General features: G+C 72.6%; 19 protein-coding genes. 10 read left to right on the forward strand and 9 right to left on the reverse strand.

Annotation, left to right across the window (positions count from 1 at the left end; all coding sequences use genetic code 11):
- Positions 1-37 precede the first annotated feature (37 nt).
- Positions 38-487, reverse strand: coding sequence for a hypothetical protein (locus ACLQ27_RS01510; protein WP_425865928.1), 450 nt, complete (start codon positions 485-487; stop codon positions 38-40).
- 303 nt (positions 488-790) lie between these two features.
- Here ACLQ27_RS01510 and rox point away from each other — a divergent pair, with 303 nt between their 5' ends.
- Positions 791-2,215: a rifampin monooxygenase gene (gene rox, locus ACLQ27_RS01515; RefSeq protein WP_357490624.1), complete on the forward strand. Its 1,425-nt coding sequence runs from the start codon at positions 791-793 to the stop codon at positions 2,213-2,215.
- A gap of 63 nt (positions 2,216-2,278) precedes the next feature.
- Here the strand turns inward: rox and ACLQ27_RS01520 are convergent, their stop codons facing one another.
- From ACLQ27_RS01520 to ACLQ27_RS01540, 5 genes are all read right to left on the reverse strand, one after another.
- Positions 2,279-2,938: a dihydrofolate reductase family protein gene (locus tag ACLQ27_RS01520; RefSeq protein WP_357575484.1), complete on the reverse strand. Its 660-nt coding sequence runs from the start codon at positions 2,936-2,938 to the stop codon at positions 2,279-2,281.
- Positions 2,939-2,993: 55 nt separating this feature from the next.
- Positions 2,994-3,701, reverse strand: coding sequence for an AraC family transcriptional regulator (locus ACLQ27_RS01525; RefSeq protein WP_425865362.1), 708 nt, complete (start codon positions 3,699-3,701; stop codon positions 2,994-2,996).
- A 422-nt stretch (positions 3,702-4,123) separates the two neighbouring features.
- The gene (locus ACLQ27_RS01530; RefSeq protein ID WP_425865363.1) at positions 4,124-4,453 is read right to left on the reverse strand and encodes an endonuclease VII domain-containing protein; all 330 of its coding nucleotides are present in this window, start codon (positions 4,451-4,453) and stop codon (positions 4,124-4,126) included.
- 679 nt (positions 4,454-5,132) lie between these two features.
- A complete protein-coding gene (locus ACLQ27_RS01535) occupies positions 5,133-5,594 on the reverse strand; it encodes an HNH endonuclease (protein WP_425865364.1) in 462 nt (153 codons plus the stop codon).
- 9 nt (positions 5,595-5,603) lie between these two features.
- Positions 5,604-6,182, reverse strand: coding sequence for a nucleotidyltransferase family protein (locus ACLQ27_RS01540; protein WP_357575488.1), 579 nt, complete (start codon positions 6,180-6,182; stop codon positions 5,604-5,606).
- Positions 6,183-6,301: 119 nt separating this feature from the next.
- On the opposite strand from ACLQ27_RS01540, the gene ACLQ27_RS01545 reads away from it, so the two are divergent.
- From ACLQ27_RS01545 to ACLQ27_RS01565, 5 genes are all read left to right on the forward strand, one after another.
- Entirely contained in the window at positions 6,302-8,116 is a 1,815-nt protein-coding gene (locus ACLQ27_RS01545; RefSeq protein WP_425865365.1) for an acyl-CoA dehydrogenase family protein, read from the forward strand.
- On the forward strand, positions 8,116-9,168 hold the full coding sequence (locus ACLQ27_RS01550) for a phosphate acyltransferase PlsX (RefSeq protein WP_357575490.1): 1,053 nt from the start codon (positions 8,116-8,118) through the stop codon (positions 9,166-9,168). The genes ACLQ27_RS01545 and ACLQ27_RS01550 overlap by 1 nt, the downstream gene beginning before the upstream one ends.
- A 76-nt stretch (positions 9,169-9,244) precedes the next feature.
- A complete protein-coding gene (locus tag ACLQ27_RS01555; protein ID WP_357575491.1) occupies positions 9,245-10,204 on the forward strand; it encodes an ATP-binding cassette domain-containing protein in 960 nt (319 codons plus the stop codon).
- Positions 10,201-10,974, forward strand: coding sequence for an ABC transporter permease (locus tag ACLQ27_RS01560; protein WP_425865366.1), 774 nt, complete (start codon positions 10,201-10,203; stop codon positions 10,972-10,974). The genes ACLQ27_RS01555 and ACLQ27_RS01560 overlap by 4 nt, the downstream gene beginning before the upstream one ends.
- Positions 10,971-11,735 (forward strand): ABC transporter permease, encoded by a 765-nt coding sequence (locus ACLQ27_RS01565; protein ID WP_425865367.1) that lies wholly within the window; start codon positions 10,971-10,973, stop codon positions 11,733-11,735. Before ACLQ27_RS01560 ends, ACLQ27_RS01565 begins: the two co-directional genes overlap by 4 nt.
- A 6-nt stretch (positions 11,736-11,741) precedes the next feature.
- On the opposite strand, the gene ACLQ27_RS01570 is transcribed toward ACLQ27_RS01565, so the two are convergent.
- A complete protein-coding gene (locus tag ACLQ27_RS01570; RefSeq protein WP_357490387.1) occupies positions 11,742-12,581 on the reverse strand; it encodes a thioesterase family protein in 840 nt (279 codons plus the stop codon).
- 77 nt (positions 12,582-12,658) lie between these two features.
- Here ACLQ27_RS01570 and ACLQ27_RS01575 point away from each other — a divergent pair, with 77 nt between their 5' ends.
- Together ACLQ27_RS01575 and ACLQ27_RS01580 are read left to right on the forward strand one after the other, a co-directional pair.
- Positions 12,659-13,819: an acyl-CoA dehydrogenase family protein gene (locus ACLQ27_RS01575; protein WP_425865369.1), complete on the forward strand. Its 1,161-nt coding sequence runs from the start codon at positions 12,659-12,661 to the stop codon at positions 13,817-13,819.
- A 33-nt stretch (positions 13,820-13,852) separates the two neighbouring features.
- Positions 13,853-14,947 carry an acyl-CoA dehydrogenase family protein gene (locus ACLQ27_RS01580; protein WP_425865370.1) on the forward strand — a complete coding sequence of 365 codons (1,095 nt, stop codon included), beginning with the start codon at positions 13,853-13,855 and terminating at the stop codon, positions 14,945-14,947.
- An 81-nt stretch (positions 14,948-15,028) separates the two neighbouring features.
- On the opposite strand, the gene ACLQ27_RS01585 is transcribed toward ACLQ27_RS01580, so the two are convergent.
- Positions 15,029-15,424, reverse strand: a complete 396-nt coding sequence (locus tag ACLQ27_RS01585) for a VOC family protein (RefSeq protein ID WP_344360591.1) — start codon at positions 15,422-15,424, stop codon at positions 15,029-15,031.
- A 79-nt stretch (positions 15,425-15,503) separates the two neighbouring features.
- Here ACLQ27_RS01585 and ACLQ27_RS01590 point away from each other — a divergent pair, with 79 nt between their 5' ends.
- Positions 15,504-17,033: a GMC family oxidoreductase gene (locus ACLQ27_RS01590; RefSeq protein WP_425865371.1), complete on the forward strand. Its 1,530-nt coding sequence runs from the start codon at positions 15,504-15,506 to the stop codon at positions 17,031-17,033.
- Between the two features lie 17 nt (positions 17,034-17,050).
- Here ACLQ27_RS01590 and ACLQ27_RS01595 read toward each other — a convergent pair whose 3' ends face one another.
- A complete protein-coding gene (locus ACLQ27_RS01595; RefSeq protein WP_425865372.1) occupies positions 17,051-18,328 on the reverse strand; it encodes a condensation domain-containing protein in 1,278 nt (425 codons plus the stop codon).
- 78 nt (positions 18,329-18,406) lie between these two features.
- On the opposite strand from ACLQ27_RS01595, the gene ACLQ27_RS01600 reads away from it, so the two are divergent.
- A complete protein-coding gene (locus ACLQ27_RS01600; protein WP_234589604.1) occupies positions 18,407-19,375 on the forward strand; it encodes a ferritin-like domain-containing protein in 969 nt (322 codons plus the stop codon).
- Positions 19,376-19,383 lie beyond the last annotated feature (8 nt).

The following is a 19,383-nucleotide window of genomic DNA, read 5'->3' on the forward strand; positions in this document are numbered from 1 at the left end:
CCACTCGGCGGCCTTCCTGCGCACCGCCGGTGGGCGGCTAGCGTCGCCGGCGATCGGTCGGGTCGTCCGCCACGAAGTCACGGACAGCGGCGCGGATGCTCTCGCCGTACGGGTCGTCCGGTAACGGTGCCAGGTGTTCGCGGGCTCGGGCCAGGTACTCCCGGGCCGGGCCGGGATTGCCCAGCCGCCGGTGGCAGTCGGCGAGGTTGAGGTACAGCGACGGCAGGAACGCCTGCACCTGGAGCGAGGGCAGGTGCCGCTTGACGCGTTCGTCGGTCAGCGCGGACACCGCGGCCAGGGCCCGTTCGTCCCACCTCAGCTCCGCATCGAGGGTGTCCTGCAGGTCGGCGAGGTGGTGGGCCAGGGTGCAACGGTGCAGGGCGTCACCGGCGCGGCCGATCTCGTCCCACAGCGCGGTGAGCAGCTCACGGGCCTGGACGGGTGCGCCGGTATGGCCGAGCTGCACCGCCTCGATGATGCGGGTCATGGTCGGATCGGGTGTCGGCTGGTCGTTCACGTCGCCGATGCTCGGGCCTCGACCGGGTCGAGGGTCAAGCGGGCGACGCGGTTCAAAGAACTGGACGCGGTCAGGTACGGCTTGTAGCTTGCAGGTGACCGCGACACCGCCCGAGGAGGTGAGACCCATGAACGCTCGTTCGATGTGGGTGCTCCCCCTGCCGTCACGGTTGGGCGACTGACGTAGACGTCGCCGGGAGCGCCTCTCACCACAAGGCACTCCCGAAAGGCCATTTCTGTGCCCTCCTGCGTCACCGCCGAACCCACCACTGGCATCTTCGATGTGATCATCGTCGGCTGCGGGCCGACAGGTGCCATGCTCGCCGCCGAACTGCGCCTGCACGACGTGCGGGTCCTCGTCCTGGAGAAGGAGACCGAACCGCCGTCGGCCGTCCGTATCGTCGGCCTGCACATCCGCAGCCTCGAGCTGATGGCGATGCGCGGCCTGCTTTCCCGGCTGCTCGACCATGGGCGCAAGCGTCCGGCCGCCGGCTTCTTCGCCGCCATCAACAAACCCGCACCCACCGGGCTGGACTCCGCGTACGCCTATCTGCTGGGCATCCGGCAGCCGGTCATCGAACGTCTGCTCGAAGAACACGCGATCGCCCTGGGCGTGCAGGTCCGGCGCGGCCGGGCGGTCACCGGTCTCGCGCAGGACGACGACTGTGTGACAGTCGAGCTGTCCGACGGGCAACAGCTGCGGACGCGCTACCTCGTCGGTTGTGACGGCGCGCGCAGCGCGGTGCGCAAACTCCTGGGCGTCGGTTTCCCCGGCGAGCCCGCGCGAAACGACACGCTGATGGGCGAGATGGAAGTGGGTGTGCCGTCCGAGGAGATCGCCGCCGCGGTGGCCACGATCCGCGAGACCCAGCACCGATTCTGGGTCCGTCCCGTGGGTGTCGGCGTCTACAGTGTCGTGGTCCCCGCTGCGGGCGTCAGCGACCGTGCGCAACCGCCCACGCTTGAGGACTTCAGACACCAACTGCGGGCCGTGGCCGGAACCGATTTCGGCGTGCACTCCCCGCGCTGGATGTCCCGCTTCGGCGACGCCACCCGGCTGGTCGAGCGGTATCGGGTCGGGCGGGTGCTGCTGGCCGGCGACGCCGCCCACATCCACCCTCCCATCGGCGGGCAGGGCCTCAACCTGGGCGTCCAGGACGCGGTCAACCTCGGCTGGAAGCTGGCCGCGCAGGTCCGTGGCTGGGCGCCGGACACACTGCTGGACAGCTATCACGCCGAACGTCATCCGGTCGCCGCGGACGTGCTGGACAACACCCGCGCCCAGACCGAGCTGCTGTCCAGCGAACCGGGCGCGCGGGCCGTACGCCGGCTGCTCACCGAACTCATGGACTTCGACGAGGTGAACCGCCATCTCCTCGACAAGATCACCGGGGTCGCGATCCGCTACGACATCGGCGACGGCCCCGACCTGCTCGGCCGCCGCCTGCGCGACGTCCAGCTGCGGCACGGCAACCTCTACGCCCACCTGCACCGGGGCCGTGGCCTGCTGCTGGACCGCACCGAACGCCTCAGCGTGGGCGCCTGGTCGGACCGGGTCGACCACCTCGCGGACCCGACCGCGGACCTGGACGTTCCGGCACTGCTGATGCGCCCCGACGGTCACGTCGCCTGGATCGGCGACGACCAGCAGGACCTGGACGACCACCTGTCGCGCTGGTTCGGCGGGCCCGCCGACTAGGGTCGCCGACTCTGGCGGAAGACCGGCGTCGCGCCACGCGGCGGCGGGGTCGGGCGCTCGGCGTCAGTCCAGGACTGGCGTCGAGCGCCCGTCGTCCACGGTGTACGTGCCCGCGGAGATCACGCCGAGGGCCGTGGGCGTCAGGGTCAGTGAGACAACGCCGCCGGGCAGCACGCGCGCGCTCTGGTCAGAGGCCGCGAACGTCGCGGGCGCCGATCCGTCCGGGAACAGGCGTTTCCCGGTTCCGACGACGACCGGGTACTGCAGCAACCGGTAGAGGTCGACAAGTCCGGCCTGGTGCAGCGACTGCACGAGCCTCCAACTGCCGTGGACCTGGAGCTCGCCTCCCGGAAGCTCCTTGAGCCGGCGCACGGCGTCGACGATGCCGGTGCGCAGGATCGTCGTCGGACTCCAATGGGCCTCCTCGTCGGTCAGCGTCTCGCTGACGACGTACTTCGGCAGACTGTTCAGTTTGGTGGCGATCAGGTTGCCGGGTTCGGTGACCTTCGGCCAGTACCCGCCGAGCAGGCCGTAGCTCGTGCGGCCGAAGAGGAACGCGTCGGCCGCACGGAACCAGCCCTCGACGACCTCGTTGGTGTGCGTGGATGCATGGGGGACGAGCCAGCCGCCACGGTCGAAGCCGCCCGAGCGGTCCTCGTCGGGAGCTCCCGGCCCCTGCATGACTCCGTCGAGGCTGACGAAGACGTTGACACTGAGAAGCACGGTTCTCCTCCGCATTCCGGTCGGGGACAGCCGCCGGGGTGACGGCAGACGGAGGCTAGCTGCCCGGCCGCGAGCCGGTCTTGTACAGGAACGACATCGTCGCGTCGCCGCTCGCCCGCAGGCCTCGCGCGGTGCGCCCGACGTAGCGCCGCAGCGCATGTGCCAGGTGAGCCTGGTCGAAGTACCCCAGCGCCTCGACGACCGCGCACCAGTCGAGACCGTCGCGCAGCATGGTAGCCGCGGCACTCGCACGGTCGATCTGGGTCACGGCGGTCCGCGACAGGCCGGTGATCGCGCGGTGCTGCCGCTGGAGGGTCCGCGTTGACCGGTGACCATCGGGCTGTTCACTCTGCAAAGGCGACGGCACCAGCAGCCCTGCGTCGCGCAGGCACCGGACGAACTGCTCGATGTTGTCGTACGTCGGCGCTTCCCAGTCCTCGCCGCCGATGACCACCCGACCCGAGTCCGTCGCCGGGAAGGGCACGTAACCGTCGACGATCGAGGCCGCGGGATGCGGCCGAAGGACGGCGCCGAGCGTGAGTCGGATCCCGAGGAACTCGGCGTCCGGCGGAACCGGCGCGGTCGTCGCCCGTGTCTCCGGTCCGCGCAGACTGGCGAGGACACGCCCCTGCGTCCGCGTAATGATCAGGTGGCTGCACGTGCGCGCCGTCGACGTCATCGTGTCGACGGCACCGCTGCGCGTACGCCACACACGGTCGACGATGCCCGCGTCCGCATCGGTGTCGCGATGCTCGAATCGCAAGCCCAAGGCCCCTCCATCGCGTCTTGGCGTCGTCGGCTCCTGAGCGTAGAGGAGCGAGCAGCGGACCGGTCGGCGCTTATTTATGGTTTACCGGTAACGATAATCCGTTAATTCACCCCCACAAAAAGGGCATACCGTGCTCGCACCATAATGACAGTTCCTGTGCGTAAAGGTTTAGGATGGTGTAGTCAGCCAGTGCAGCACGGACGGGTGTCCTGTTGGGCGCCCGCCAGCCATTTGCCCATGGACCCGGACCGATTTATCAGCGCGATCGCCCAGCTCGACGGCATGTCCCCAGCACTCGGCCCCACGAGCAGGCAGACCCGGTCGACGAAGCCCTCGACTATCAGCTCGTCGTGCAGGTCACCGAGGCCCCGGACCTGGGCAGTTGGCGGTGCGGATTGTGGCTGACGGAGGCGAGGCTAGACGCCCTCTCGGGGAGGTTCGGTTAGCGGCTCCGACGCCAGGTAGTCGATGGCGCGACGCAGTGCCTCTCTGTTGTCCCGGAAGTGCCCGAGCGCCGAGTTGCACCCGCCACAAAGCAGACCACGAACGGTGCTGGTGCCGTGACAGTGATCCACCACCAAGCGGAACGCCTGCGCCGAAGGCCTGCCGTCCTTGCGGGGTCGGCCGGCTAGCGTCGCCGGGATCTCATCCTCATGGATGCCGCAGATGGCGCACCGATACCCCTGCTGTGACCTGAGTTCGTCGTAGAAGATCTCGGTGATCCGGTATTTGGACCAGAGATTCATTGCTCGATTGGATCCTGGACGCGCGTCTCTGCTGGCCTGGTTTACCCGACGGGTGTACTCACGGCAAGACTGACAGGAAAGCAGCGAGCAACCGGTCGCACTGAGGAAGGACTCTGTCGGCCGAAGTTGCCTACACCGCCCGCACTTCGTGGACGCATCCACGACCGCCAAGAGTACCGCTTCTTGGTGCTGCCCTCGGGTTCGAACCGCGGAGCGCTGGTTACGAGCAGCCGAGACGGCGATGTTGCTCATCGAGCACGCCGAAAACGCGGTGCTCGCGGTCGACCGCGAGGGTCGCCACCGTGATGGCTACGAGGGGTCAACCGCTGTCGCTGATACGGAAACCGCTGGTCAAAGCTGCTGGTGACCAAGGCCACCGGCTCAAGAACCAGCGTTCGCATGGGACCCTCGAGCGGTGTACCGATCGTCCTCCCTCGGTTGCTCAAGGGCTGCGTAGTGACCGTCCGATTGCTGGAAACGGCTCCCTGTCAAAAGGGTCGACCGTATTCGCGCAGTGGTCATCACCGAGGCAGGGCTTGATTCGACGATCCGGTTGAGCGGCAATCGCTGCGGCCACGTCACCTTCATGCTCTGGCGCCGAGCCATTGTGGAGCTGGGACCCTTCGGGCAGATCGGTGCGAACAGACCCCGGACACGGGCAAGGCGGTGGGGGACAGGGTCAGGTCGGGACGTACGCCGAGCGGGCCTGCGCCACCTCGGCGGCCTGGCGCTCGCGCCAGCGGCGCTGGCTGTCCCGGTTGCAGGCGCGGCACGTGCGGCGGTACCGGCCCGTCGACTCGTCGAGTTCGCGTTCGTGCCCGTTGCGGCAGGTCGGCGTCTGCGCTCGCGTGCGGCAGTTGTCGGCGTGGCTGACCTGCCGCAGATGGGTGGGCTCGACGCAGTCCCGCGCGGGGCAGAGGTGGTCGACCTCCAGGTGCGGGTCGTACCCGCCGACGAAGACGGCGTACGCCGCGATGTGCGCCCAGGCGCGGCCGGCAACCTTCTGGTACGCGCCGCGCTGGGAGCCGTAGCCGCGGATGATCAGGCAGCCGTCGGCCTGGCGGACCGACCGCGCCAGCAGATACTCCCGCAGGCTGTCCTCGGTGAAGTGTCGGGACAGACCCTTGACCCCGCTGAGCACACCGTCACCCTAGCTGGGGAGGCGGGCCGCCTGTTCGGGCAGGTCCACGTCGGTGTCGTCGGCGATGTCGGCGCAGGGGACCAGCCGTACCCTCTCGCCCTGTGCCCGCAGGTAGTCCCGCGCGCCCCGGTCTCCGGTGGCCGCCTCGGCCACGCCGGCCCAGTGCTGTCGGCCGAGCAGCACCGGATGCCCGCGCCTACCGTCCGCATAGGTGGCCACGGCGAGGGAGTCGACGGTGGCGTCGAGGGCGACACGGCGTACCGCCTCGGGGGTGAGGCCGGGCATGTCGACCAGGGTGACCACGACTGCCACGGCCGGGCTGGCCGCCACGGCGGACAGCCCGGCCCGCAGGGATGAGCCCATGCCCGTCGCCCAGTCGTCGTTGAGGACCACGCCGGGCAGTCGCGTCCGGGAGCGCACCTCGTCGGCCTGCGCGCCGAGCACCACCACGACCGGTTGGCAGCCGGCGGCCGTGAGGATCGCCGCCGCGTGGTCCACCAGCAGTCGCCCCCGGTACGGCAGCAGGGCCTTCGGCATGCCGAGTCGACGCCCGGCGCCGGCCGCGAGGAGCAGTCCCGCCGTCACCATGGGCCGAGCGTAGTCAGCCCGGTGGCGAGCGGGATGAGCTTCAGGGGGTGAAACCCACCGGCCGGGACCGCTAGCATGCATCTCGTATCTACTGTCACGTATTTACGGTGAGGTGCCGGATGACACCGGACGAGACGTCGGCGTGGCAACGACTCTGCCCCCTGCCGATGGCCCAGCTCGACCCGCTGCCGGCCATCGCCCGGCACCTGGATCACCCCGACACCGCGCGCCGGCTCGCGGCGGCCGACGCCGGTCGCACCCCACCGGACGACGTCCTCGCCGACCTGCGGGAGATCGGCGTCGCCGCCGTGTACGACCCCGCCGGCGCCACCGCCGTGCACGTCAACGCCCTCAACGCGCAGGCCGCCCGGCACAGCGGAAGCCTCGCCATCACGCTCGGGGTCAACGCGCTGGCCCTGCTGCCGCTCTGCATCGCCGGCACGCCGCAGCAGCGCGACCGGGCCGGCGCGGTGCTGCGCAGCGGAGGCGCGGCCGCCATGCTGCTCACCGAGCTGGAGCACGGCAGCAACCTGGCCCGCACCGGCACCCGCGCCGACGCGGTCGACGGCGGATACCGGCTGACCGGGGAGAAGCACCTCATCAACGGCGGCACCCGGCACGACCTGCTGATCACCCTGGCCCGGCTCGCCGACACCGACCGCTTCGGCCTGTTCCTGGCCGCACGCGACGACACGGTGACGGCCCTGCCCCGGTGGCGGACACTGCCCGCCGTTGCCGCCGACATCTCCGGCGTACGGTTCGCCGGCACCCCGGCCCAACCGATCGGTACGCCGGGCGACGGGCTGACCATCCTGCAACTGACCCTGGCGCTGTCGCGCGGTGGTATCGGCTCACTCGCCTCCGGCGCCGCCAGCGGGGCGCTCGCTGCGGCCGTGGGGTACGCCCGCGAGCGCGACGTCTACGGCGAACCGATCGTGCACCTCGGCGCGATAGCCGAACACCTCGTGCGGGCGGCGGCCCTCGACGTGCTGGTCGCGGCGACCGCCGTGAAGGCCACCTTCCTCATCAACGCGCTCGGGCCGGCCGCCGCATACGCCGCCGCGGTGGCCAAGTACGCCTGCTGCGAGCTGGCCGAGCAGGCCGTCACCGAGGGCCGCGCGGTGCTGGGGGCGCGGGCCCTCGTCGAGGAGTTCGGGTACGCCGCCCGGGTCCGTGACGTGCTCCTCTACGGCGTGTTCGACGGCACCCGCCACATCCTGCTGGACCAGTTGCAGTGGCGGTTGGAACGCTTCGCCGCCGGCTCCGACCGCTCCGGCGACGGCTATCCGGTGCTGGCCGAGGCGTACTCCGGGACGCCGCAACCGCTGGTGCGGGCCGCGCGGCTGCGACTGCGGCCGTACGCGCCGGGGCCGGCGGCCCGCACCGCGACGCTCGCCGCGCGCACCTGTCGTCCGGCGGTGGCCGCGCTCGGCGCGCTGTGCACCCGCCTGGTCGACCTGGTCGGGCAGGCCCGCCGCGACGGGCGGTGGGCCGCCGACCAGGCCTGGCGGTTCGCCGCTGCCGGCGTCCTCGCCGAGGCCGAGGCGCTGCTCGCCGCCGTCGAGCTGATCGACCCCGAGTGTCGTGCCGTCGCCGGCCTGCCCGGGCGGGCCGCCGCCCGGGACGAGGCGGCGCTGGGCTACGCGCTGGGTTGGCGCGGCGCGGACCTCGCCGCCCGGGTCGAGGTGCTCGCCGCCGACCTGCGTCCCGACCGCCCGGCCGACCCGCCGCACGGTCACCGGGATCTGGTCGTCGCGTTCGCGGGCGAGCTGGCGCCGGCCCGTACCGCCCTGCGCCACTGGCTGACCTCGCCACTGACCGAACCGGCCGGGCCGGCGACGGACGCGCCCGCAGGACCGTCGACACCGGACGAGCCCGACGGCATGACCGGCAGATCCGCCACGGCGGACCGGCTCGGCGCCGGGGTGCGGTGATGGCGGGCCGGGGCGCGTCACCGCAGCGGCGGCTGCGGGTGGCGGTCGACGTCGCCGGCGCGGATCTCGGGCCGGAGCCCGTCATCGCCGGCGCGCTGGCCGCGGCGGCCAGTGTGGACATCGCGCTGGTCGGCCCGCAGGCGCTCATCCGCGACCTGCTGCCCGGCGGTGTCGCGCCGGCGGGCGTACGACTGGTGCACGCCCCGGACGTGGTCGGCATGGGTGAGGATCCGGTGGCCGCGACGTACGCCAAGCGGCGCTCCTCGCTCCTGGTCGCCGCCGGGGAGGTGGCGGCGGGCCGGGCGGACGCCATGGTGACCCCGGGCAACACCGGCGCGGCGGTGCTCGCGGCCGCCGTCCGGCTGGGTCGGGTGCCGGGGGTGAGCAACCCGGCCCTGGCCACCGTGCTGCCGGTGCCGGGCGCCGGTCCGACGGTGCTGCTGGACATCGGCGCTACGGCGGCGGCCGTGCCGGAGTGGCTTGTCGAGTTCGCGGTGCTGGGCGCGGAGTACGCGCGGGGACGGTTGGGGCTGGCCGAGCCGCGGATCGGTCTGCTGTCCAACGGGCACGAGGCGGTCAAGGGCGGGCCGGTCCGGCGCGACGCGCACCTCCTGCTGGCCACGATGCCCGGGTACAGCGGTCAGATCGAGGCGTACGACGTGCTCGGAGGCCGCATCGACGTCGCGGTGACCGACGGGTTCACCGGCGACGTGGCGTTGAAGATGTACGAGCGGACGTTGGACGCCACCGTCGGCCTGGCGCTGGACGCGGTGCGGGCGTTCTCGCCCATCGGGGCGCTGGCGCGTGAGCGGCGGCGGCGGGTGACCCGCGCGGTGCGCGACGGGCTCGCGGCCGAGCCGGGGGGAGCGCTGCTCGGGGTACGCGGTGTGTGCGTGATCTGCCACGGAACGGCCACCGCCGTCGACGTCGAGTCGAGCGTGCGCATCGCGGGTGAGTGCGTCCGCTCGGGGGTGGTCGAGCGGATCGCCGCCGCGTTCGCGGCCTCGTCGCGCCAGCGACTACGCACCCGGCGCAGCCCGGTCGACGGATGAGTATTCGTTCTCGTATCTGGCTTTACACAGACAAGCGTTGATATGGTTCCGGCATTCCTGGCATGAGGGTGGTGCGATGTCACAACAGTTGATCCAGGTCAGCGATCTGCGCCGGTCGTTCGGCGCGACGGCGGCTGTCGACGGGGTGAGCTTCGAGGTGGCCGCGGGTGAGGTGGTCGGCCTGCTCGGGCCCAACGGCGCCGGCAAGACCACCACGATCCACTGTCTCACCACGCTGCTGAAGCCGGACTCCGGCACCGCCCGCGTCGCCGACTTCGACGTCGTCGCCCAGGGCGCCGAGGTGCGCCGCAGCATCGCGGTCACCGGCCAGTTCGCGGCCCTCGACGAGCTGCTGACCGGCCGGGAGAACCTGGTGCTGTTCGGCCGGTTGCTCGGGCTGGGCCGGCAGGCGGCCGCCGCCCGCGCGGACGAGCTGGTCGACCGCTTCGACCTGGGCGAGGTGGCGGGCAAGGCGGTACGCACCTACTCCGGTGGCCTGCGCCGCCGCCTCGACCTGGCCGCGAGCCTGGTGGTCGACCGGCCCGTGCTGATCCTCGACGAGCCGACCACCGGCCTGGACCCGCGCAGCCGGCGGGCGCTGTGGGAGGTCGTCCGGGAGCTGCGTGACGGCGGCACGGCCGTGCTGCTCACCACGCAGTACCTGGAGGAGGCCGACCAGTTGGCCGGGCGGGTCCTGCTCATCGACCACGGCCGGGTCGCCGCCGAGGGCACCCCCGACGAGCTCAAGCGTCAGCTCGGCGGCGCGGTCTGCGAGGTGCGCATCGAGGACCCGCGGGCCCGGGCGGTCGCGGCCTCGCAGCTGCGGGCGGCGTTCGAGGGGCTGACCGAGGACGAGGACGTGCTGCGGCTGGCCGCCGGCTCCGGCACCCTGACCGAGGTGGTGCGGCGGCTGGAGTCGGCGGGTGTGGAGGCCGACGACGTCACCGTGCGGCGGCCCACCCTGGACGAGGTGTTCCTGTCCCTGACCGGGTCCGACGACACCGAGAAGGCGGACGCGGCGGGGGCCGGCCGGTGAGCACCGCGACGGCGGTGCCGGCCGGCGGGCTGCGGCAGTTCGCCGTCCTGGCCGCCCGCAACCTGCGCCAGGCCCGCGCGGGCCGGTCGGTCGGTCTGACAGTCGTGTTCCCGCTGACGTTCTTCGCCGGTTTCATGGTGGTCTTCCAGCGGCTGATGTCCGACTACGGGATCGCCTACGAGCAGTTCCTTCCGCCCGCGATCGTCGTGCAGACCACAGCCCTGGTCGCCATGTCGGCCTGCTACCTGATCGCCGGGGACGCCCGTAGCGGTCTGATCTCCCGGTACCGGACGCTGCCGATGAGCGCGGTAGTGGTGCCGGCGGCCCGGCTCGTGGTGGACGCCGCCCGCGCCGCCGTCGCGGTGGCGGTGATCCTCGTCGCCGCGGTGCTCGTCGGTTTCCGGTTCACCGCCGGGGCGGCCCGCGCCGCGGGCTTCGTCCTGCTGGCGGTCGGCTTCGCGGTGGTGCTCGCGGCCGGCTGCGCGGCACTGGGGCTGGGCGCCCGCGACCCCGAGCAGGTGTACTCGGCGCTGACCCTGCCGTACCTGGTGCTCACCACGGTCTCCACCGCCTTCGTCCCGGTCGACGCGTTTCCGGGCTGGCTGCAACCGGTGGTCGAGGTGTCACCGTTCTCCGCGCAGGTCGACGCGTTGCGGGCGCTGTCCACCGGGGGCGCTGACGCGAGGGTGTGGCCGGCGCTGGTCTGGTTGCTGGTCCTGGGGCTGCTGTTCGGCTCGGCCGCGGCACGTTCGTTTCGGAGGAGCCGATGAGTACCGTCACGCAGGCCTCGCTGTTCGCCGGGCGTAACCTTCGCCGTTTCTTCCGGGCGCCGCCCGCGCTGGTCTACTCGTTCGCGTTCCCGGTGCTGCTCCTGCTCACCCAGTACGCGGTCTTCGGCCGGATCGTCGGTGACGGCGACCGGCAGCACTACCTGGAGCGGCTGGCCCCGCTGGTGGTGCTGTCCACCGCCGCGTTCGGGTCGCCGTCGAGCGCCGTCGGGTTCCTGCGGGACCTGCGCGGCGGGCTGGTCGACCGGCTGCGCACCATGCCGGTGGCGCCGGGGGCGCTGCTGGCCGGTCGGCTCGTCGGTGACGTGCTGCGCATCGTCGGCATCGGAGCGCTCACCACTGGCGTGGCGATGCTGCTGGGTTTCCGGTTCCGGGAGGGGCCGCTGGCCGTCGTCGGCTTCTTCGCGGTGATCGCGCTGTTCGGTGTGCTGTGGGCGGCGATCGCGTTGTGGCGGGGCTCCGGTCCCGGTGACGAGGAGTCGCTGCCGCCGTCGCTGACCGGCCCGGCGACCCTGCTGTTCATCTTCTCCTCGGGGTTCGTGCCGGTGTCGGCGTTCCCCTCGGTGGTGCAGCCCGTGGTGCGGGCCAACCCGTTCTCGGTGGCCACCGAGGCGCTGGTCGGCCTGTCCAGCGGTGGGCCGGTGCGGTGGCCGGTGCTGCAGACCCTCGCGTGGGTGCTCGGACTGGGTGGGGTGTGCCTGCTGGTGGCGGTGCGCCGGTTCGGTCGCCGCGCCGACGACTGAGCCGCGTCAGACGGGGCTGGCCATCCGGTAGAGCATCTGCTGCCCGCCGGTGGCCAGCAACAGCCCGCTGTCGGACCAGACGCGGGCGCGGGCGCCGAGCACCCCACCGGTGGCGGCGGCGGCCTCGCCCTCCACCAGCAGCCAGCCCGTGCCGTCGTCGCCGCCCTGGAAGCCCACGTACAGGTCCATGCTCGGGGCCATGAACGTGGTCCGCTCGAACGCCTGCACCACCGCCGGGAACTGCACCACGTCGACGGCGAAGACGAGCCGGGCCGCCGCCAGCCAGGGGTCCGCGTCGGCCGGCAGCTCCTCGTGCAGCCGCAGCCAGCCCCGGATGGTGGGCACACCGTCGCGTTGCGGCTGCCAGCCGCCGGCGGGCCAGCCGGACAGCCGTACCTCGTAGCACCGCTCCCAGATCGGCAGCACCGGCAGGCCGTCGCGGCGCATCAGCTCGACCAGGGTGGGCAGCTCGTCGGGCTTGGGCAGGTCCGGTGGCGGCATCCAGCGCCGTTCGGGGCCGATGAGGCCGGCGGCGATGGTCCAGACGTACGCGGCGAGCAGGATCCGGCCGCGCTGGCGCAGGGTGACGTGCAGGGCTGCGGCGCGGCGGGTGCCGTGCACGCGGGTGACCTCGACGTCGACCTCGCCGTAGCGCGGGGGCGCGAGGAACTGGCAGCTCAGGCTCACCGGCAGCATGGCGCCGGCCTCCTCGCCCGCCGCGCGCAGCGCGATCGCGGCCAGGTAACCGCCGTTGGGCCCCCACACCGACCAGTCCTCGCACAGGTGTGCCTGGTAGTGCCCGGCTGCGGTCTGTCGTACCGCGGCGTCGTCCGCGAGACTGGCCATCGAGGACCCCTTCCGGCGTCGGGACGCGTGAAAACAAGATACTGCAGATCAAACCAGATACGAGTACGATGCGGCGCATGGATCTGCGTGACAGCGCCGACGAGGCGGAGTTCCGGGCGGGCCTGCGGGCCTGGTTGGCGGGCGCGGTGCCGGTGACCGCCGGCCCGGACGGGGCGCCGCCGCAGGGTCGGTGGGGCGACATCGAGGCGGTGCGGTCGTTCACCCGCGCGCTGCACGCCGCCGGGTACGCGGGCCTGACCTGGCCGGCCGAGCACGGCGGGCGCGGGTTGTCCCCGGCCCACCAGGCGATCTACCTGGAGGAGACGGCCCGCGCCGAGGCCGCCGAGCACATCGGGGTCATCGGCCTGGGCATGGTCGGGCCGACAATCATCGCCTGCGGATCGCCCGAGCAGCGCGCCTGGTACCTGCCGCGCATCCTCACCGGGGACGTCATCTTCTGCCAGGGCTTCTCCGAGCCGGAGGCCGGCAGCGACCTGTCCGCCGTGCGGACCGCCGCGCGCCGCGACGGCGACGAGCTGGTGGTGACCGGGCGCAAGGTGTGGTCGTCGTACGCCCACCTCGCCGACCACTGCCTGCTGCTGGCGCGCACCGACCCCGACCAGCGCCGCCACCGCGGGCTGACCTGCCTGCTGGTGGACCTGCGCTCGGCCGGCGTCACGGTGCGCCCGATCCGGCAGATGACCGGCGAGGCCGAGTTCGCCGAGATCGAGTTCGACGAGGTGCGGGTGCCGCTCGACGCGGTGGTCGGTGCGCTCGACGACGGGTGGCGGGTCGCGATGACCACCCTCGCCCACGAGCGGGGCACCTTCGGGTTCACCCTGACCGCCCGGCTGGACGTGGCGTTCCGCCGGCTGGTCGCGACCGCCAAGGCCCGTGGCCGTGACACCGACCCGGTCGTGCGCGACCAGATCGCCGCCCGCTACGTCGAGTTGGAGGGTCTGCGCTGGACCAACCGGCGTGCGCTGGCCGCGTTGGCGCGTACCGGGGTGCCCGGCCCCGAGACGTCGGTGATCAAACTGCGCTGGTCGCAGGCGCACCAACGGCTCACCACCCTCGCCGTGCAGCTGCTCGGCGACGACGCCGAACCGGACGGTTGGGACCGCTACTGGCGGCACCAGATGCTGCGCAGCCGCGCCAACACCATCGAGGGCGGCACCTCCGAGGTGCTGCGCAACCTGGTCGCCGAGCGCGTACTGGGCCTGCCCCGGTCGTACTGACGCACCGACTCGCCCACGACGAGGGGAGACCTCATGGACTTCGCACTGACCGGGGAGCAGGAGGCGCTGCGGGACACCGCGGCGAAGTACCTCGCCGACGACCGGGCCACCGACGACGGCCAGGCGTGGCCCGAGGTCACCGACCTGGGCTGGCTCGACGTCGAGCTGGGCACCGTGGAGGTGGCGTTGCTCGCCGAACGGATGGGCTGGGCGCGCAGCCCGTCACCCTGGTGGGCCACGGTGGGCCTGGCCGGCCCGGCGCTGCGGGCGGCGGGCCGGCCGGTCGCCGCTCCCGCGACGTTGGCCTGGGCGTGGACGAACGGCCCCGGCACCCTCGCCGAGGCGGTGGCCACCGCCCGCCGACGACCAGGCGTCGACCCCGCCGGCACCGACGCGCGCTCGTCGACGAACACCCCGGGGGTCGGCTGCACCGTCGCCGCCGACGGGACGCTTGTCGGCCGCGCGATCCGCGTGCCACACGCGCTCGACGCGGTGGACCTGGTGGTGGTCGCGACCGGGCCGTCCGGGGTGGAGCTACGCCTTGTCGACGCGTCGGCGGTGCGACCGACGTCGGCCGGGGCCGGCGGGCAGGCCCTGGACCCGAGCCGCACCGTCTCGACGGTGGAGCTGACCGGCGTACCGTCGACGCTCCTCGTGGCGGCGGACGCTGCTGCCGACGTGCTCGCGCTGACCCGGCGGCGGACCCTGGCGCTGCTCGCCGCGGAGGCCGTCGGCGTGGCGGCGAGGGCGCTGGCCTGGGCCAGCGGGTACGCCGCCACCCGCACCCAGTTCGGAGCGCCGATCGGTGCCAACCAGGCGGTCGCGCACCCCCTCGCGGAGTGCTACGGCCAGGTCGAGACGGCCCGGTCGCTGGCCTACCGGGCCGCGTGGGCGGTCGACGCCGAACCGGGCCAAGTCGCCGACCGGGCGGTGCTCACGGCAGGCGTGGCCGCCCGGGAGGCCGCGATGACCGCCTGCGAGGTGGCCATCCAGACGTACGGCGGCAGCGGCTTCACGTGGGAGCAGCCGCTGCACCACTGGTATCGCCGGGCGTGGTGGCTGGCGACCTTCGACGGCACCGTCGCCGACACCCGGGCCGAGCTGGCCGGGCTGTTGCTGGACGACTGACCCCCGCCGCGAAGGCTCGTGGGCCGAGCCGGCCACACGGCGGCGGAAGCTGCCCGCGCGCCGTGGGTCAGCGCTCGGTGGTCAGGACGAGCCGGGTCGGTAGGAGCCGAAGCTCCACAGGTTGCCCTCGGCGTCGCGGACCGAATAGCCCTGGCCGCCGTAGTCCTCGTCGCGGAGCTTCTGCACGACCTCGGCGCCGGCGGCGACGACCCGTTCGTAGTGCGCCGCCACGTCGTCGAGCACCACATAGGTCGCGGCGGGCCCGGTGTCCAGAACGAGCCGGCCGTCGCTGCCGTCCGTCTGGGAGGCGAGCATGACCATGCCGTTGCCCCAGGTCAGTTGCGCGTGACTGATGGAGTCGTCCGGGCCGGGGACGACCAGCTCGGCGCGGAAACCGACGACGTCGACCAGCCACTGGATGGCGGCCGGCGCGTCGCGGTAGCGCAGGGTGGGGATGACTTCCGGGCCTCTGCTCATACCCGAGAGTCTAATGAAGAATCGCGGATAGCACATGTGATGCGTCCTGGCATGTCGTGTGTTCGGCTACGCTGAGCCCATGCTTCGCTACGATTTCGTGGTCGTCGGTGCGGGCGCGGCCGGCGCGGTGCTCGCGGCCCGCCTGAGCGAGGATCCGGCCCGTTCCGTGCTGCTGCTGGAGGCTGGCCCCGACCTGGTCGGGGCCGCGGTGCCCGAGGCGTTGCGGACCGGTTCGGTGGAGGCCGAGGACGGCTTCGACTGGGATCTGCGGGCGACAGTCGTCGCCGGGCGGGAAGCGCCGCTGCGGCGGGGTCGGGTCGTCGGCGGCTCGACGCAGATCAACGACCGGGGCGCGATGCGGGCCCCGGCCGCCGACTTCGTCTCCTGGGGCGGCCGCGGCCTGCCGGAGTGGGACTGGCCGGCGGTGCTCCCGGCGTTTCGCCGGTTGGAGGCCGACCAGCAGTTCGGCGACAGTGACCACCACGGCGCCGACGGGCCCGTCCCGATCACCAGGTGGCCGCGCGGTGAGCTGACGCCGGCGATGGACGGCTTCCTGCAGGCCACGCTCGGCTTGGGCCACGACTACCAGGAGGACATGAACGCCCCCGACGCCGTCGGCATCGGGACGTACCCGCAGAACCGGCGCGACCGGCTGCGGATGTCCACCGCCCTCACCCACCTCGACCCGGCCCGGTCGCGGTCCAATCTGGTCGTTCGCGGCGACGCCGAGGTCGAGCGCGTGCTGCTCGACGACGGTCGGGCAGTGGGTGTGCAGGTCGCGGGGGAGCGGATCGACGCCGGGGAGGTCATCCTCTGCGCCGGCTCGCCGTACAGCCCGGCTCTGCTGCTGCGCTCGGGGATCGGCCCCGCCGACGAACTGCGCGCGGCCGGCGTCACGCCGCTCGTCGACCTGCCCGGCGTGGGCGCCGACGTGATCGACCAGCCCGGCGCGATCATCCTGGTGGTCCCCGAGCCGGACACGATCGGCGGCGACTGGCCGCGTACGCAGCTCATCGCCCGGCTCGCCGGCATCCCGGGTCACGAGGCCGACCAGGCGTTCTACCTGAGCCTGTTCACCGGCATGAGCACGTCGCGGGGCCCCGGCGCGGGTCTGGACCGGATCATCGGCGTCGACCAGGTCAACACCGTGATGATCGGCGACATGGCGATGGCCTCGCGCGGGCGCATCTCGGTGCGCGACGCCGACGGGACGAGCCCACCCGTTGTCGACCTCGGGTTCTACACCGCCGAGGGTGACCTGGCCCGGATGCGCGACGCGTACCGGCACGCGTGGGAGATCGCCAACCAGGCCGCCTTCACCAAGACGGTCGCCCGGTTCGCACTCGTCGACGACGCGGTGGTGGGCGACGACGACCAGCTCGACCACCTGCTGCGCGCCACCACGTACAGCCGGTTGAACCTGGTCGGCGGCGCGCGGATGGGCGCGGCCGACGACCCGGGCGCGGTAGTGGACGGGCGGTGCCGGGTGCGCGGCGTGGCCAACCTGCGGGTCGTCGACGCCAGCATCGTTCCGGTGCCGCTACGCGCGCCGGCCGCGTTGACCAGCATCATGATCGGCGAACGCGGGGCCGAGCTGATCGCGGGCTAGGGGTTTCGACACCCGCCCTAGCGGCGTAGCAGCGCCGACAGCGCGACGGCGGGGTTGCCCACCACCGCCCGCGCCACGGTGACGTAGCCGTCGAGCAGGCGTTCGGCGTCGGCCGGGGCGAGCCGTGGCGTGTGGAACAGCACCACGCGCAGGCCGTCGCCGCGCGGGGCGAGCGCCAGCTCGGTGCCGAAGCGGCTCCCGATCGCCTCGGGGACGAGCAACTCGAACTCGGTGTCGCCGACGCGTACGCGGTGGGACAGCTCGGCCATCATCTGGAACACCACGTCGTCGACCCGGCCGCCCAGGTTGGCGCTGCCGGTGGCGACGGCCTGGTAGGGCTGCTCCTGGTTGGCGAACGCGGCGGCGGTCGTCGCGTGGGTCGCCTGGAGCAGGGCCGCGAAGGTGGCGAACGGCGGCAGCCGGGTGCGCAGCACCACCATGTTGGCGCAGAACCCGACGGTGCGTTGGCTCTCCGGCCGGGCACGGTTGGCGAACAGCGAGGCGACGGCGAGGTCACCCTGCCCGGTGACCCGGTGCAGGACGGCGTAGTAGACGGCCAGGGCCACGGTGAACAGCGTCGTGCGGTGTCGCCGGGCCAGGGCGCGCAGCCCGTCGGCGACGTCGGCGTCGAGGTCCCGGGCCAGCACGCCAGGGGTGCCGTCCGGGGGCGGCTCGCGGTACGGCAGGCGCGGCAGCCGCAGCCCGGTCAGCTGAGCGCGCCAGAACTCGCGTTGCCGGTCCAGCTCGGTGCCGGCCAGCCGATCCTCCTGCCAGGTGACGAACTGCGGGTACTGCCAGCGCACCGGGGGCAGCTCGGCGTGCGCGTCGGCGTAGAGGGTGCGCAGCTCCTCGAAGAGCAGCCCGCACGACCACGCGTCGGTGACCAGGTGGTGCATGGTGAAGCACACGATCACCTCGTGGTCGCTGACCCGCCAGGCGGTGGCCCGGGTCGGCCACTGGGTGACGTCCACCCGGGTGGCCAGCTCGGTGGTGACGGCGGCGTCGGCGGCGGCGTGCGGATCCGGCTCGCCGCGCAGGTCGACGACCCGCAGCTCGACGGGTCGGGGGTCGTGCACGAGCTGGGACAGCCGTGGTCCGCGACCCACGACGGTGGTCCGCAGCGCCTCGTGCCGTGCGGTCAGCGCGGTGAGCGCCCGCTCCAGCGCGCTCAGGTCGACCGCGCCGGTGAGGCGGCACAGCAGCGGGCAGTTCAACGCCCCGTGGTCCGCCCGGTAGTGCTCGATGATGCCGAGCAGTCGCTGTCCCACGGAGGCCGGTACGGGTCGGGGGGCCACGCCACGACGGTACCGCCCGTCGTTGTATCTGTCATCAAGGGTCTGGCATCTTGTGTTCTCTCTCGGTACCTTGGGCGCATGTCTGGTCTGTCGGTGACCACCCCCGTGCGTGCGCAGCTGACGTGGCACTACGAGTCCGAGATGCCCCGGGTCCTCTCCCTGTACGAACGGGCCAAGAGCGCCCAGTGGAACGCCAGCACGGATGTCGACTGGTCGATCGAGGTGCCGTTCGGTGAGCCGCTGCCCGACGACTCCGCGTTCGCCATGGCGTCGTTCGAGGCGTCCCCGCTGGCGCGGCGCGGCCGGCCCATGTGGGACACGTTCCGCTGGGAACTCCAGTCGTGGATGGTGAGCCAGTTCCTGCACGGTGAGCAGGGTGCGCTGGTGGTCGCCGCGCGCCTGGTCGAGGTGGTGCCCGACCTCGACAGCAAGTACTACGCCGCGAGCCAGGCCGCCGACGAGGCCCGGCACGTCGAGGCGTTCTCCCGCTACCTGCGCGAGAAGGTGCCGCACCCGTACCCGATCAACCCGGCGCTGTCCGAGCTGATCGAGGACCTGCTCTCCGACTCCCGGTGGGACATCACCGCGCTGGGCATGCAGATCGTGGTCGAGGCCCTGGCGATGGCCGCGTTCCGGCTGGCCAACAGCACCTTCCACGACCGCCTCATCTGCGACATCACCCGCCTCGTAGCCCGCGACGAGGCCCGGCACGTGTCGTTCGGGGTGCTGTCGCTGGAGGGCATCTACCGCGAGATGACCAGCGCCGAACTCGCCGACCGCGAGGAGATGGTGCTCGACTCGGCGAGTCTCATGCGCCGCCGGTTCCTGCTCGAGGACGTCTGGGACCGCATCGAGGTCGACCGGGGCGAGGGCGTCGACTTCGCCGCCCACAACGAGCTGATGATCAAGTATCGGCAGGCCATCTTCGCCCGCGTGGTCACCGCGCTGGCCAACATCGGCCTGCTGACTCCCCGCGTCCGCGAGGGCCTGGAGCGGCTGGACCTCATCGGGTTCGCCGACCGCTCGATCCGCGTTCCCCGCGCCTGAGGAGTCGG

The sequence above is a fragment of the Micromonospora sp. DT63 genome, assembly GCF_049841615.1.
Taxonomy (GTDB): domain Bacteria; phylum Actinomycetota; class Actinomycetes; order Mycobacteriales; family Micromonosporaceae; genus Micromonospora.

Excerpts from the sequence above, each read along its gene's own strand:
- ACLQ27_RS01530 (WP_425865363.1), bottom strand. The coding sequence starts at position 4,453 with ATGAATCTCTGGTCCAAATACCGGATCACCGAGATCTTCTACGACGAA.
- ACLQ27_RS01570 (WP_357490387.1), bottom strand. The coding sequence starts at position 12,581 with ATGGCCAGTCTCGCGGACGACGCCGCGGTACGACAGACCGCAGCCGGG.
- ACLQ27_RS01540 (WP_357575488.1), bottom strand. The coding sequence starts at position 6,182 with ATGGTGACGGCGGGACTGCTCCTCGCGGCCGGCGCCGGGCGTCGACTC.
- ACLQ27_RS01600 (WP_234589604.1), top strand. The coding sequence starts at position 18,407 with ATGTCTGGTCTGTCGGTGACCACCCCCGTGCGTGCGCAGCTGACGTGG.
- ACLQ27_RS01510 (WP_425865928.1), bottom strand. The coding sequence starts at position 487 with ATGACCCGCATCATCGAGGCGGTGCAGCTCGGCCATACCGGCGCACCC.
- ACLQ27_RS01575 (WP_425865369.1), top strand. The coding sequence starts at position 12,659 with ATGGATCTGCGTGACAGCGCCGACGAGGCGGAGTTCCGGGCGGGCCTG.
- ACLQ27_RS01555 (WP_357575491.1), top strand. The coding sequence starts at position 9,245 with ATGTCACAACAGTTGATCCAGGTCAGCGATCTGCGCCGGTCGTTCGGC.
- ACLQ27_RS01585 (WP_344360591.1), bottom strand. The coding sequence starts at position 15,424 with ATGAGCAGAGGCCCGGAAGTCATCCCCACCCTGCGCTACCGCGACGCG.
- ACLQ27_RS01545 (WP_425865365.1), top strand. The coding sequence starts at position 6,302 with ATGACACCGGACGAGACGTCGGCGTGGCAACGACTCTGCCCCCTGCCG.
- ACLQ27_RS01550 (WP_357575490.1), top strand. The coding sequence starts at position 8,116 with ATGGCGGGCCGGGGCGCGTCACCGCAGCGGCGGCTGCGGGTGGCGGTC.
- ACLQ27_RS01565 (WP_425865367.1), top strand. The coding sequence starts at position 10,971 with ATGAGTACCGTCACGCAGGCCTCGCTGTTCGCCGGGCGTAACCTTCGC.
- ACLQ27_RS01590 (WP_425865371.1), top strand. The coding sequence starts at position 15,504 with ATGCTTCGCTACGATTTCGTGGTCGTCGGTGCGGGCGCGGCCGGCGCG.
- ACLQ27_RS01580 (WP_425865370.1), top strand. The coding sequence starts at position 13,853 with ATGGACTTCGCACTGACCGGGGAGCAGGAGGCGCTGCGGGACACCGCG.